The following is a 13,405-nucleotide window of genomic DNA, read 5'->3' as shown; positions in this document are numbered from 1 at the left end:
AACCAAAATTGCGGGACGCGGCGCGCCGCCCGAAAAGGTGCGCGCCGCAGGGTGTTCCGGCGCGAATTATTCGGCTGCCTCGGCCTGTGGCGGCAGCGCGACCTTGTTCGACATGGTCAGCTCGACGTTGAGGCAGAGCGAGCGCATCTCCTTGACGAGCACGTTGAAGCTCTCGGGGATGCCGGACTCGAAGGCGTCGTCGCCGCGCACGATCGATTCATAGACCTTGGTGCGGCCGGCGACGTCGTCCGACTTCACGGTCAGCATTTCCTGCAGCGTGTAGGCGGCGCCATAGGCTTCGAGCGCCCACACTTCCATTTCGCCGAAGCGCTGGCCGCCGAACTGCGCCTTGCCGCCAAGCGGTTGCTGGGTGACGAGGCTGTAGGGACCGATCGAACGCGCATGGATCTTGTCGTCGACGAGATGGTGCAGCTTCAGCATATAGATGTAGCCGACCGTCACTTTACGATCGAAGGCCTCGCCGGTGCGCCCGTCATAGACGGTCGATTGCCCGGACGGGTCGAGACCCGCCTGTTCGAGCATCACCACAATGTCGGCCTCATGCGCGCCGTCGAATACCGGCGTTGCGATCGGCACGCCGCGGCGCAGATTTTCGCCAATCTCGACGACGACATTGTCGTCCAGGGCGTCGAATTCGGCCTTGGCGTCATAAATCTCGCCGAGCTTCGCGCGCAGCGGGCCAGCGTCCTGATTGCGCATATAGGCGTTGACCGTCTCGGCCACCTGCCGCCCAAGGCCGGCGCAGGCCCAGCCAAGATGCGTCTCGAGAATCTGCCCGACATTCATCCGGCTTGGCACGCCGAGCGGATTGAGCACGATGTCGACCGGCGTCCCGTCCGCGAGGAAGGGCATATCCTCCTGCGGCACGATCTTCGAGACGACGCCCTTGTTGCCGTGCCGTCCGGCCATCTTGTCGCCCGGCTGGATCTTGCGCTTCACCGCGACGAAGACCTTGACCATCTTCATGACGCCCGGCGACAGCTCGTCGCCGCGCTGGAGCTTTTCGACCTTGTCGAGGAAGCGGCTTTCGAGGCCTTTCTTCGATTCATCGTACTGCTTGCGCATGGCCTCGAGCTCGCCCATCGTCTGGTCGTTCTCGATCGCAAAAATCCACCATTGCGAGCGCGGATATTCCTCGATGATGTCCCGCGTCAGCACCGTGTCTTTCTTGAAGCCCTTCGGACCGGCGATGGCTTTCTTGCCGGCGAGCACGTCGATCAGACGCGCATAGACGTTGCGGTCGAGGATCGCGAGTTCGTCGTCGCGGTCCTTGGCGAGCCGTTCAATCTCTTCGCGCTCGATCGCCTGGGCGCGCTCGTCCTTTTCGACGCCGTGCCGGTTGAACACGCGCACCTCGACGATCGTGCCCGTGACGCCCGGCGGCACGCGCAGCGAGGTGTCGCGCACATCGGACGCTTTCTCGCCGAAGATGGCGCGCAGCAGCTTTTCTTCCGGCGTCATCGGGCTCTCGCCCTTCGGCGTGATCTTGCCGACGAGAATATCGCCCGCCTGCACTTCGGCGCCGATGTAGACGATGCCGGCTTCATCGAGATTCTTCAGCGCCTCTTCCGAGACGTTTGGAATGTCGCGCGTAATCTCTTCCGGGCCGAGCTTGGTGTCGCGCGCCATCACCTCGAATTCATCGATGTGAATCGAGGTGAATACGTCGTCCTTGACGATCCGCTCATTGAGCAGGATCGAATCCTCGAAGTTGTAGCCATTCCAGGGCATGAAGGCGACGAGCACGTTGCGGCCGAGCGCGAGATCGCCGAGGTCGGTCGAAGGGCCGTCAGCGATAATGTCGCCCTTGCGCACAAAATCGCCGACGCGCACCAGAGGCTTCTGGTTGACGCAGGTCGACTGGTTCGAGCGCTGGAACTTCATCAGCCGGTAGATGTCGACGCCGGGCTTGCTCGGGTCAGACTCTTCCGTCGCGCGCACGACGATACGTGTGGCGTCGATCTGGTCGATATAGCCGGTGCGGCGGGCCGCGATGGCGGCGCCGGAATCGCGCGCGACCACCGCCTCCATGCCTGTGCCGACGAGCGGCGCATCTGCGCGCACCAGCGGAACGGCTTGGCGCTGCATGTTCGAGCCCATCAGCGCGCGGTTGGCGTCGTCGTTCTCAAGGAACGGAATCAACGCCGCCGCGACCGAGACGAGCTGCTTTGGCGACACGTCCATGAAATCGACGCGCTCGCGCGGCACCATGACGACATCGCCGGCGTGGCGGCAGACGACGAGGTCTTCCGTCAGGCCGCTGTCGGCGTCGAGCGGCGCATTGGCCTGCGCCACGTAATATTTGCTCTCCTCCATCGCCGACAGATAGACGACCTCGTCGCTGACGCGGTTTTCCTTGACGCGGCGGTAGGGCGCTTCGATGAAGCCGTATTTGTTGACGCGCGCGAAGGTGGCGAGCGAGTTGATGAGGCCGATGTTCGGGCCTTCCGGCGTCTCGATCGGGCAGATGCGGCCGTAATGGGTCGGATGCACGTCGCGCACCTCGAAGCCGGCGCGCTCGCGGGTGAGGCCGCCCGGCCCAAGCGCCGACAGACGGCGCTTATGCGTGATCTCGGACAGCGGATTGGTCTGATCCATGAACTGCGACAGCTGCGAGGAGCCGAAGAATTCACGCACCGAGGCGGCCGCCGGCTTGGCGTTGATGAGATCCTGCGGCATCACCGTGTCGATATCGACGGAGGACATACGCTCCTTGATGGCGCGCTCCATCCTCAGCAGGCCGAGACGATACTGATTTTCCATGAGCTCGCCCACCGAGCGCACGCGCCGGTTGCCGAGATGGTCGATGTCGTCGATCTCGCCGCGTCCGTCGCGCAAATCGACGAGCGCGCGCATCACCGCGATGATGTCTTCCTTGCGCAGGGTGCGCACCGTGTCCGCCGCGTCGAGATCCATGCGCATGTTCATCTTGACGCGTCCGACCGCGGAAAGATCATAGCGCTCGGAATCGAAGAACAGCGAATGGAACATCGCCTCGGCCGAGTCGAGCGTCGGCGGCTCGCCGGGACGCATCACGCGGTAGATGTCGAACAAAGCCTCTTCGCGCGCCTTGTTCTTGTCGACGTGCAGCGTGTTGCGGATATAGGGGCCGATGTTGATGTGGTCGATATCGAGCAGCGGCAGCTCGTCGAAGCCCGCCTCGATCAAGAGCGGCAGCGTCTTGACGGTGATCTCCTCGCCGGCTTCGGCGAAGATTTCGCCGGTCGCGGAATCGTAAAGATCGGTCGCGATATACTGGCCGTGGAGGTCCTCGTCCTGCATGCGCAGGAACTTCAATCCGCGCTCGGCCAGCTGGCGCGCGGTGCGCGCCGTCAGCTTCTTGCCGGCTTCAAGCACGACCTCGCCCGTTTCCGCGTCGAGAAGATCGACGACGGCCTTGAGGCCCTTCAGCCGCTCGGCGTCGAACGGCTGGCGCCATCCTTCCTTGTCGCGCGTGACAGGAATGGTCTTGTAGAAGGTCGAGAGAATCTCTTCGCCGTCCATACCGAGCGCATAGAGCACCGAGGTCGCCGGAATCTTGCGGCGGCGGTCGATGCGGGCATAGACGATGTCCTTGGCGTCGAATTCGATGTCGAGCCAGGAGCCGCGATAAGGGATGATGCGCGCCGCAAACAGGAGCTTGCCCGACGAATGGCTCTTGCCCTTGTCGTGGTCGAAGAACACGCCCGGCGAACGGTGCATCTGCGAGACGATGACGCGCTCGGTGCCGTTGACGATGAAGGTGCCGTTCATCGTCATGAGCGGCATGTCGCCCATATAGACGTCCTGCTCCTTGATGTCCTTGACCGACCGCGCCGCGGTGTCGGGATCGACGTCGAACACGATGAGACGCAACGTGACCTTCAACGGCGCGGCAAAGGTCATGCCTCGCTGGCGGCACTCGTCGACGTCATATTTCGGCGGCTCGAATTCATATTTCACGAATTCGAGGAGAGCGGTGTTGGAGAAATCCGAAATCGGAAACACCGATTTGAAGACGGACTGCAACCCTTCGTCGGGACGGCCGCCCTGCGGCTCGTCGACGAGGAGGAACTGATCGTAGGATGCTTTTTGAACTTCAATCAGATTGGGCATTTCCGCGACTTCGCGGATGTGGCCAAAAAATTTGCGGATACGCTTACGGCCGTTGAATGTCTGCGCTGAAAAATGAGCCATGTCGCTCTCGCACCTTTCAAAACGGCGATCTCCCCAACGGGCGATCGCCTCATCCGCCCCCAGTTCGGACGCTGGGAGCGGGACCGTTCGATCCCCGCGGCGCGGCTTCAGATCGCGATGATTTTGAACTGAACCAGTCCAAAATCATGAAACGCGATCGAGTCCGACGATCTGGAGCGTGATGTCCGTCCGGAAAGTCGGCAACTTTCCGGCACCACGCTCTGGCGCCGCGTTTAACCGCAAGGCTCGAACACGACCTTCCGGCAACAGTTCGACGGCCCCCCGTTTCCGAGGCGCCGCCGTTATTCAGATTGCAATCGCCGCAGCGATCGATCTCACTTAAGCTCGACTTTCGCGCCGGCCTTTTCGAGAGCGGCCTTGATCTTCTCAGCCTCTTCCTTGGTGACGCCTTCCTTGACGGGCTTCGGCGCGGCCTCGACAAGATCCTTGGCCTCCTTGAGGCCGAGGCCGGTCACGGCGCGAACTTCCTTGATCACTTCGATCTTCTTGTCGCCGATGGCCGCCAGCACGACGGTGAACTCGGTCTGCTCCTCGACAGGAGCCGCGGCGGCGGACGCAGCGGGACCAGCGGCGACAGCGACGGCGGCGGCGGCCGAGACGCCCCACTTCTCTTCAAGCAGCTTGGCGAGCTCCGCCGCCTCGAGCACGGTCAGGCTCGAGAGATCCTCGACGATTTTTTCAAGATTAGCCATGTCAGTTCCTTCGATTGGTCAATTGATGATGTTGGTCTGTCAAGAAATGGCCGTCAGGCGGCGTCTTTTTCGGCGTAAGCCGAAAAGACCCGCGCGAGCTTGGCGGCCGGCGCATTGGTGAGCTGGGCGAGCTTGGTCGCCGGGGCCTGAATGAGGCCGACGAGCTTGGCGCGCAGTTCATCGAGGGACGGCATGGTCGCAAGCGACTTCACGGCGTCCGCGTTCAACGCGGTCTTGCCCATCGCCCCGCCGAGGATCACGAGCTTGTCGTTGTCCTTGGCGAAAGCCACGGCGGCCTTAGCCGCCGCCACCGGATCCTCCGAATAGGCGATCAGGGTCGGGCCACGCATGAGGTCGGCGATCGAAGCGACCTCCGAACCCTCCAAAGCGATCTTGACGAGACGGTTCTTGGCGACCTGCACGGCGGCTCCGGCTGCGCGCATTTGCTTGCGCAAATTCTGCATCTGAGCCACTGTCAGGCCGGAATAATGCGCAACGACGACAACCGAAGTCGATTTGAAGACTTCGGAAAGCGACTCGACGCATTCCTTCTTTTCCGCTCTGTCCACAGTGCTTTCTCCTGGAGCGGGCCAAATCGGCCTCCTGATTGAGAGGCCGGGCCCGCGGGCTGCATTTGCCGCGGCGGTTTGCGGGCGAACCCGCGCCGCAACGGCGCTGTGCCTGTCCCCGGAACGAACGAGCCGCTCCGGACAGAGGGAGTAGACCAAAATCGAAGGACAGGGGCCGGCAAGCCGGCCTCACATCCGAAACTTTGTCATCGACCCCGTCTATGCTGGCCTCCCCTCCCCGTCCGGACGAACCGGAACTGGATGGGAAATTAAGCCTCGCCCGAGAGCTTGGCGCCTGCAGTCTTGGACAGGACATGGCCGGAAAGGACAGACGTCGCCGTCTATCCTCCAGCCTTATCCACCGGACAACGAACCCTATTTGCCAACAGACTGAACCCGTAAGTCAAATAGACGGCTCGCGATCGCGGAAGCTTTATGGGTGCGGGGCGCCATCACGGATCAGCCCCGAACACTCTATTTAGACCAACCGATCGGCGCTGCCAAGGCCCCGAGCAAATTTTCGGCCGATGTCAAGCAATAAATCGCGATTAACGCCTCAGGCGGTCAGCGTCGCGGGGTCGACCTTGACTCCCGGACCCATCGTCGAGGAGATCGCGACGCGCTGAATATAGGTGCCCTTGGCCCCCTGTGGCTTGGCCTTGGCCACGGCGTCAACGAAAGCCGCGATATTTTCGGCGAGCTTGTCGTCATCGAAGGACGCCTTGCCGACGCTGCCCTGGATGATCCCGGCCTTTTCGACACGGAACTCGACCGCCCCGCCTTTCGAGGCCTTGACCGCGGCGGCGACGTCCATGGTGACCGTTCCGACCTTCGGGTTCGGCATCAGGCCGCGCGGGCCGAGCACCTTGCCGAGACGGCCGACGAGCGGCATCATATCGGGCGTCGCGATGCAGCGGTCGAAGGCGATGGTCCCGCCCTGCACGCTCGCGACAAGATCCTCCGCGCCGACAATATCGGCTCCCGCCGCCGTCGCCTCGTCGGCCTTCGCGCCACGGGCGAAGACGGCGACGCGCAGCGTGCGGCCGGTGCCGTTGGGGAGATTGACGACGCCGCGCACCATCTGGTCCGCGTGCTTCGGATCGACGCCAAGATTCATCGCGATTTCAACGGTTTCGTCGAATTTCGCGCTGGCCCGCTCCTTGATGAGCGCGATTGCGTCGCGGATAGGGTAGAGCTTCACCCGGTCGATGCCTTCGCGCGCCTTGCTGATGCGCTTTCCAATGTGAGCCATGTTCTTACCCCGTAATCTCAAGGCCCATAGACCGGGCGGAGCCTTCGATCATCGTCATCGCGGCGTCGACCGACGCGCAATTCAGATCGGGCATTTTCTTCTCGGCGATCTCGCGGATCTGCGCCTTGGAGATCTTCCCGGCGAAGCCGCGGCCCGCCGTCTTCGATCCCGACGTGATGCCGGACGCCTTCTTCAGAAAATAAGAAACCGGCGGCAGCTTCATCTCGAAGGTGAAGGAGCGATCGCCATAGGCCGTGATGACGACGGGAATCGGCGTCCCCTTCTCCATCTGCGCGGTGCGCGCATTGAAGGCCTTGCAAAACTCCATGATGTTCAAGCCGCGCTGACCGAGCGCGGGACCGATCGGGGGCGACGGATTGGCCGCCCCGGCCGGCACCTGAAGCTTCACGAAACCCGTGATCTTCTTCGCCATGTTAAACTCCCATACAAGCCAGCCGAGGTCTTGCGAAAGACCTCGCGCGGCGGTTGCGGTCGTGGTGCGACTTTATGGACATCGGCGTGGCGCGCCGGGCCCTGTCTCCCACGTCTGTGTCACGGCGGATTTTCCGCCGCGCGTCCGGGCGGCTAAGCCCGAATTCTCCAGGCCCTCAGACCTTCTCGACCTGAGCGTATTCCAGCTCCACCGGCGTGGCGCGACCAAAGATCGAAACGGCGACCTTGACCCGCGAGCGGCTCTCGTCGACCTCCTCGACAGTGCCGTTGAAGGAGGCGAAAGGTCCGTCGGCGACCCGCACGGTCTCGCCGATCTCGAACGAGATCGACGCTTTCGGCCGCTCGACGCCGTCGGCGACCTGCCCCTTGATGCGATCCGCCTCGGCGTCGGAGATCGGCATCGGCTTCTTGTCAGCGCCAAGGAAGCCGGTGACCTTCGGCGTGTTCTTTATGAGATGGTAGATATCGTCAGAAAGATCACATTTTACAAGCACGTAGCCCGGAAAGAACTTGCGCTCCGAATTGATCTTGCGGCCCCGGCGCACCTCGACGACCTGCTCGGTCGGCACGAGGATCTCCTCGAACTTGGCCGCGAGGCCGCGCTGCGCCGCCTGCTCCTTGATTGATTCTGCGACCTTCTTTTCGAAGTTCGAATAGGCGTGGACGATGTACCAGCGCATGCTCATTGGGACAGCTTCCGAACTCCGTTGTGTTGCGATCAACGTCCAAGACCCATCAGCAGGGTCACGGCGAATCGCAACGTCTGATCGACCGCCACAAAGAAAAGGCTTGCGAACAGGACCATAAGAATAACAAGGCCGGTCGTGATCATGGTCTCGCGCCGCGTCGGCCAGGTCACCTTGCCGGCCTCGGTACGAACCTCCTGAATGAACTGGAAGGGATTTACCATTTTAACTTCAGACCTCTGCGCGAAACGTCCAAACCGCCGAGCGGTCTGGATTGAATCGCTTGTCAACAGGGCGACAGGAAGACGGAGCCGGCCTTTTCGACGAACCCCAAGCCAGCGCGGCTGGCCGCCTGCCACAAAAAAATCAGGGCGCGGAGCCTTAAGGGCCACGCGCCGCGTCGATGGACTATAGTCATTGCGGCGTAGAACGCAAATGCAATTTTACCGGGCTATCTGCAAGGTCCGGCGGCCGAGCGACGGCCTGTCGGACCTCTCGCGAGCCGGAAACGCGCGAGAGGTTCGCGCCGATCTTATCGGCAAGGCAAAGCATGACAGACGGCGAACCGCGTCCCGCCCTGAAATCGTCGAACAATGCGGCGAGAGTCCCCCCAAGAACCTCCCGTCCCGCTCGCCTGCTTTTGAAACGCCCAGAAGACATGCGCCCGGCTCGTCACGCCAAATCCAGAGCCAACAAGCGCAGGAAAGCCGGTCGGGCGCGCTGCGAGAGGGTTTTGCACAAGTTGTTCGAGCCGGCTCAAATGAAACAGCGGATTTCGAGCGAGTAGATGACTGAGGGAAAAGGGTCTGCGACGGAAATTGGCTCCATCCGCTGACGCCCATCGGAACTATATGGTCGAGGCAGCGACTCTATGAAGGGCCGCATCGCGAGAATGCGCCATTAGAAAATATATATTTGTGTCAATCACAAAAAATTAATATAAATATGCAACACGTTTATAATAAATTTGACAAAAAACTTATAATATACTTATATTTTTGACGATTTTTTTCATCTGTCTCGAATATATAGGGATATTATTTTCAATCTTGCATCATAATTTTAATGTTTATCTGCCTCTATGCTCCGCACGCGGTTTCCACAGCGAGGCCCATGCGCGCATTTTTTGTCGAGGCGCCAGGATCGGCCGGCGCCGATGACTCCGGCGGGCTTCCCTTGTTTTTTGATCCCGGTTATGGATTGCCGCTTCGGACGTTTGCGCGCCCTTTCGAGTCTTTCATGAAAACCGTCCATTGCCTGAACGGGCCAAACCTCAATCTGCTCGGATCGAGGCAGCCGGAGATTTACGGCGCGCAGACGCTCGCCGCGATTGAGTCGCGCCTCGCCGCGACCTGCGCCGAGCGCGGCGTCACGCTCCGCTTCCGCCAGAGCAATCACGAGGGCGACCTCATCTCCTGGGTACAGGACGCGGGACTTGCCGGCGAGCCGATCATCCTCAACGCCGGCGCCTTGACGCACACCTCGATCGGTCTTCACGACGCGATCAAGGGCGCGAAGGCCAAGGTCGTCGAGGTGCATCTTAGCAATGTCCACGCCCGCGAGGAGTTTCGTCGCCACTCCTATATCGCCCCCGTCGCCGAGGGCGTGATTTCGGGCTTCGGCGTCTTGTCCTACACGCTCGCCCTCGACGCCTTGATCGCTCTCACAACCGTCAGCGAAAGATGAAGAAAATGAAATATACAGGGCCGAAACCCGCGGCGCCTGCGCAAGACGTCGGCGTCGACACCGAGCTCGTCGAGGCGCTCGCCAAGATCGCGACGCGCCTTGGCCTTTCCGAGATTGAGATCGCCCATGGCGATATGAAGATCAGGATCGCGCGCCAGTTCGCTCCCGCGCATGTTCCGGCGACGGCGACCGTGGCCGTCGAGCCGGTCGCCGCGGAGATCGAAATCGCCGGCGTCGTCAAATCGCCGATGGTCGGGACCGCCTATCGGCGGGCGTCGCCTGAATCCGCGCCTTTTGTCGAGATCGGCTCCGTCGTGAAGGCGGGCGACAAGCTTCTTCTCGTCGAAGCGATGAAGACGTTCAACGAGATCGTCGCGCCGCGCGCCGGCTCGGTCACCCGCATCCTCGTTGAGGACGGCTCGCCCGTCGAATACGGCCAGCCGCTCTTCGTCATCGAATGAGCGCCGCGCGCCGGGTGGATTAAAATGTTCGAAAAAATCCTCATCGCCAATCGCGGCGAGATCGCGTTGCGGATTCTGCGCGCGGCCAAGGAGCTTGGCATCGCGACGGTCGCGGTCCATTCGACCGCCGATTCCGAAGCAATGCATGTCAAGCTCGCCGACGAATCCGTCTGCGTCGGGCCGCCGCCCGCGCGCGAATCCTATTTGAATATTCCAGCGCTCCTCGCTGCCTGCGAGATCACCGGGGCTGAGGCGCTGCATCCCGGCTACGGATTTTTGTCGGAAAACGCCCGTTTTGCGGAAATTCTCGCGGAGCATCACATCGTCTTCGTCGGGCCAAAGCCGGAGCATATCCGACTGATGGGCGACAAGATCGAGGCGAAGCGGACCGCGCTTCGGCTCGGCATCCCCTGCGTGCCGGGCTCGGCCGGCGCCATCACGGATGAGGCGGAGGCGAAGGCCGCGGCGAAAGAACTCGGCTATCCCGTGCTCATCAAGGCGGCGGCGGGCGGCGGCGGGCGCGGCATGAAGGTCTCGTTCAGCGAGGACGACATCGCCTCGGCGCTGGAGACGGCGCGCATGGAGGCGAAATCGGCCTTTGGCGATGATTCCGTCTATCTTGAAAAATATCTCGAAAAACCCCGCCACATCGAGGTGCAGATTCTCGGCGACGGGCGTGGCGGCGCGATCCATCTTGGCGAGCGCGATTGCTCGTTGCAGCGACGGCACCAGAAAGTCTGGGAGGAAGGCCCCTCGCCGGCGCTGAATGAGTCGCAGCGCAAGGAGATCGGCGAGATCTGCGCCGCGGCCATGCGCGAACTGCAATATGCCGGCGCCGGCACGATCGAATTCCTCTATGAAGACGGCAAATTCTATTTCATCGAGATGAACACGCGCATCCAGGTCGAGCATCCGGTGACCGAGATGATCACCGGCGTCGATCTCGTCAATGAGCAGATCAAGATCGCGGCGGGATCTGCGCTGACCCTGACGCAGGACGACGTCATCTTCAACGGACACGCCATCGAATGCCGCATCAACGCCGAGCATCCGGCGACCTTCCGCCCCTCGCCCGGCTTGATCAATTATTACCATCCGCCGGGCGGCCTTGGCGTTCGCGTCGATAGCGCTGTCTATGCCGGCTATACGATCCCGCCGACCTATGATTCGCTGGTCGGCAAGCTGATCGTGCATGGCCGCAACCGCAACGAAGCCCTGATGCGGCTGCGCCGCTCGCTCGATGAATTCATCATCGACGGCATCGACACGACGATCCCGCTGTTCCAGACGCTGGTCCGCAATTCCGACATCCAGAACGGGCTTTACGACATCCACTGGCTGGAGAAATTTCTGGCCGACGGTGGCATGGACGGGACGGAGTAGGCTTGAACGGGGCGGAGTAAGGCCCGGCCGCAGATCCCGGATTTCAGATCTTCGACACGAGATCGGCGCCGTGGCGCTCGAGCCGGCCGTCAAGCTCGAGCTCGAAAAGAATCGCCCGGACCTCCCGCGCCGGCGCCTCCGAGGCGCGGACGAGTTCATCGACCGAGACAGGCGCCGGCCCCAAAAGTTCGATCACCCGGGCGAAGGTTTGTTCGCGCGAAGGTTGAGGGGCGCTCTCCTGCCGCGGCTCGTCGGCCGGCGGCGGCGCGGCGCGCCGCAATGAAGCGGGTGCTTGCCGCGGCGTCATTTGCCCCGCCGCGCCAAAGGCGGCGCCGTCATTCTTCGCCAAAATATCCGGCAGTTCGAGTTCGTCCCAATAGGGCTCATAGGACGCCCCGTCAGCTTCAGCGAAGCTGAAATCGGCGGCGGGCAGAAGATCCTGCCGGGCCAGCGCGTCGAGCACATCCTCGGCCCTTGTGCAGAACGTCGCGCCCTCCCGCAGCAATTGATTCGGACCCTCCGCGCGGGGGTCGAGCGGCGATCCCGGCACGGCGAACACTTCCCGCCCCTGCTCCGCAGCAAAACCCGCCGTAATCAGCGAGCCCGAACGGCGCGCCGCCTCGATCACGACGACGCCGCGCGACAAACCCGAGACTATGCGGTTGCGCCGTGGAAAATCGCGCCCCCGCGCCTCCCATCCAAACGGCATTTCGCTCATCGCAGCGCCATGTTCGAGCAGACGCTCCATCAGTTCGCTGTGTGCGGCCGGATAAATATTGCCCAGGCCGCCGGCGAGCACGGCGATCGTCCCGGTCGCCAGCGCGGCCTGATGCGCCCGCGCGTCGATCCCGCGCGCAAGGCCGGAAACAATGACATGCCCGGCGCGGGCGACGCCGCGCGACAATTGTTCCGCAAAGGCGAGGCCGGCCGCCGACGCGTTACGCGAGCCGACGATCGCGACCTTGGACCGTTTCAGGCAGGCGTATTCGCCGCGCACCGTAAGCAGCGGCGGAGCCGAATGGATCTGCCGCAACCGCGCCGGATAATCGGGCTCGGGCAAACAGATCAGCGCCGCGCCGGCGCGCTCGATCGCTTCCAGTTCGGCCTCGATCTCATGGATCGGGGCAAGGGCGATCGGCCGGCCCGCCTTGCCGCTGGCGACGACGCCCGGCAAGGCCTCAAGCGCCGCCTGGGCCGACCCGTATCGGGCGAGCAAGGCCACGAAGGAGCGGGGGCCAATCGTTTCGCTGCGATAGAGCCGCAGAAAGGCGAAGCGCTCCTGCGGCGTCAAAGCAGCCGCCGACGTCATTTCTTGCCGATCTTCGTTTCGGCGCCGGCCTTCAGCCGCGCGATATTCTCGCGATGCTTCCAAAATATTAGCGCGCTCATGCCGGCGAAAAGAATGGCCGCGCCGGTCTGGTGGAGCGCGAGCAGAACGACGGGCGTCAGCGCCGCGGCGATCAAGGCGGCGAGCGAGGAATAGCGCGTGAGGAAGGCGACGCCGAGCCAGGCCGCGATGAAGGCGAGGCCGGCCGGCCAGGCGACGGCGAGAAGACAGCCAAGATAAGTCGCGACGCCCTTGCCGCCCTTGAAGCCGAGCCAGACGGGATAGATGTGGCCGAGAAAGGCGCCGAGCGCCGCGGCGAGCACGGGCGCAGGCGGCCAGGCCGAAAGCGGCGGCAGACGGCGCGTCGCAATGAAGGACACGATCAATACGGCGACGGCCCCCTTGGCGAGATCGAGGAGAAGGGTCGCGGCGGCGAGATCCTTGCGTCCCGTGCGCAGTACATTGGTCGCGCCGATATTGCCGGAGCCGACCGTGCGCAGATTGCCGACGCCGCTGAGGCTCGTCAGGATCAGGCCGAACGGAATCGAGCCGCAAAGATAGCCGAACAAGAGGGCGAGAACGGAGAGGATCACAGGCGCATCCGCAGCAGGGCCAGCCAGCCTAGCTTGCGCGCCATGGAGTGGCAACCAGCGCGCCGGCGCTTCCGCAATGTGCAAT

Annotated in this window: 12 protein-coding genes; 3 read left to right on the top strand and 9 right to left on the bottom strand. The window is 62.7% G+C overall.

Annotated elements, in window-relative coordinates; all coding sequences use genetic code 11:
* Positions 1–66: 66 nt before the first annotated feature.
* The 7 genes from rpoB to secE form a co-directional block, all read right to left on the bottom strand.
* Positions 67–4,197 carry a DNA-directed RNA polymerase subunit beta gene (gene rpoB, locus CR492_RS03025; RefSeq protein ID WP_102842184.1) on the bottom strand — a complete coding sequence of 1,377 codons (4,131 nt, stop codon included), beginning with the start codon at positions 4,195–4,197 and terminating at the stop codon, positions 67–69.
* 335 nt (positions 4,198–4,532) lie between these two features.
* Positions 4,533–4,910 carry a 50S ribosomal protein L7/L12 gene (gene rplL, locus CR492_RS03020; RefSeq protein ID WP_102842183.1) on the bottom strand — a complete coding sequence of 126 codons (378 nt, stop codon included), beginning with the start codon at positions 4,908–4,910 and terminating at the stop codon, positions 4,533–4,535.
* Between the two features lie 53 nt (positions 4,911–4,963).
* A complete protein-coding gene (gene rplJ, locus CR492_RS03015) occupies positions 4,964–5,479 on the bottom strand; it encodes a 50S ribosomal protein L10 (RefSeq protein ID WP_102842182.1) in 516 nt (171 codons plus the stop codon).
* Between the two features lie 556 nt (positions 5,480–6,035).
* Positions 6,036–6,731 (bottom strand): 50S ribosomal protein L1, encoded by a 696-nt coding sequence (gene rplA / locus CR492_RS03010; protein WP_102842181.1) that lies wholly within the window; start codon positions 6,729–6,731, stop codon positions 6,036–6,038.
* Between the two features lie 4 nt (positions 6,732–6,735).
* Complete coding sequence (gene rplK / locus CR492_RS03005; protein WP_102842180.1) at positions 6,736–7,164, bottom strand: 50S ribosomal protein L11; 429 nt, start codon at positions 7,162–7,164, stop codon at positions 6,736–6,738.
* 175 nt (positions 7,165–7,339) lie between these two features.
* Positions 7,340–7,870, bottom strand: a complete 531-nt coding sequence (nusG, locus tag CR492_RS03000; protein ID WP_102842179.1) for a transcription termination/antitermination protein NusG — start codon at positions 7,868–7,870, stop codon at positions 7,340–7,342.
* 32 nt (positions 7,871–7,902) lie between these two features.
* On the bottom strand, positions 7,903–8,094 hold the full coding sequence (gene secE, locus CR492_RS02995; RefSeq protein WP_012592812.1) for a preprotein translocase subunit SecE: 192 nt from the start codon (positions 8,092–8,094) through the stop codon (positions 7,903–7,905).
* Between the two features lie 1,015 nt (positions 8,095–9,109).
* Between secE and aroQ the strand changes: the two genes are divergently transcribed.
* The 3 genes from aroQ to accC are packed head-to-tail and all read left to right on the top strand — an operon-like array spanning position 9,110 to position 11,400.
* Positions 9,110–9,556 carry a type II 3-dehydroquinate dehydratase gene (gene aroQ, locus CR492_RS02990; protein ID WP_102842365.1) on the top strand — a complete coding sequence of 149 codons (447 nt, stop codon included), beginning with the start codon at positions 9,110–9,112 and terminating at the stop codon, positions 9,554–9,556.
* Positions 9,557–9,561: 5 nt separating this feature from the next.
* On the top strand, positions 9,562–10,017 hold the full coding sequence (locus CR492_RS02985; protein WP_102842366.1) for an acetyl-CoA carboxylase biotin carboxyl carrier protein: 456 nt from the start codon (positions 9,562–9,564) through the stop codon (positions 10,015–10,017).
* 24 nt (positions 10,018–10,041) lie between these two features.
* The gene (gene accC, locus CR492_RS02980) at positions 10,042–11,400 is read left to right on the top strand and encodes an acetyl-CoA carboxylase biotin carboxylase subunit (RefSeq protein WP_102842178.1); all 1,359 of its coding nucleotides are present in this window, start codon (positions 10,042–10,044) and stop codon (positions 11,398–11,400) included.
* Positions 11,401–11,443: 43 nt separating this feature from the next.
* Here the strand turns inward: accC and dprA are convergent, their stop codons facing one another.
* Complete coding sequence (gene dprA, locus CR492_RS02975; protein WP_102842177.1) at positions 11,444–12,709, bottom strand: DNA-processing protein DprA; 1,266 nt, start codon at positions 12,707–12,709, stop codon at positions 11,444–11,446.
* Positions 12,706–13,320 carry a glycerol-3-phosphate 1-O-acyltransferase PlsY gene (plsY, locus tag CR492_RS02970; protein WP_102842176.1) on the bottom strand — a complete coding sequence of 205 codons (615 nt, stop codon included), beginning with the start codon at positions 13,318–13,320 and terminating at the stop codon, positions 12,706–12,708. The genes dprA and plsY overlap by 4 nt, the downstream gene beginning before the upstream one ends.
* Positions 13,321–13,405: the final 85 nt, after the last annotated feature.

This window comes from Methylocella silvestris (genome assembly GCF_002891535.1).
Taxonomy (GTDB): domain Bacteria; phylum Pseudomonadota; class Alphaproteobacteria; order Rhizobiales; family Beijerinckiaceae; genus Methylocapsa; species Methylocapsa silvestris_A.
This window is presented reverse-complemented; position numbering and strand designations above follow the sequence as displayed.

Bases quoted from the DNA above. Each gene is read 5' to 3' on its own strand.
- rpoB (WP_102842184.1), bottom strand. From the start codon at position 4,197: ATGGCTCATTTTTCAGCGCAGACATTCAACGGCCGTAAGCGTATCCGC.
- rplL (WP_102842183.1), bottom strand. From the start codon at position 4,910: ATGGCTAATCTTGAAAAAATCGTCGAGGATCTCTCGAGCCTGACCGTG.
- rplA (WP_102842181.1), bottom strand. From the start codon at position 6,731: ATGGCTCACATTGGAAAGCGCATCAGCAAGGCGCGCGAAGGCATCGAC.
- rplK (WP_102842180.1), bottom strand. From the start codon at position 7,164: ATGGCGAAGAAGATCACGGGTTTCGTGAAGCTTCAGGTGCCGGCCGGG.
- nusG (WP_102842179.1), bottom strand. From the start codon at position 7,870: ATGAGCATGCGCTGGTACATCGTCCACGCCTATTCGAACTTCGAAAAG.
- secE (WP_012592812.1), bottom strand. From the start codon at position 8,094: ATGGTAAATCCCTTCCAGTTCATTCAGGAGGTTCGTACCGAGGCCGGC.
- aroQ (WP_102842365.1), top strand. From the start codon at position 9,110: ATGAAAACCGTCCATTGCCTGAACGGGCCAAACCTCAATCTGCTCGGA.
- CR492_RS02985 (WP_102842366.1), top strand. From the start codon at position 9,562: ATGAAATATACAGGGCCGAAACCCGCGGCGCCTGCGCAAGACGTCGGC.
- accC (WP_102842178.1), top strand. From the start codon at position 10,042: ATGTTCGAAAAAATCCTCATCGCCAATCGCGGCGAGATCGCGTTGCGG.
- dprA (WP_102842177.1), bottom strand. From the start codon at position 12,709: ATGACGTCGGCGGCTGCTTTGACGCCGCAGGAGCGCTTCGCCTTTCTG.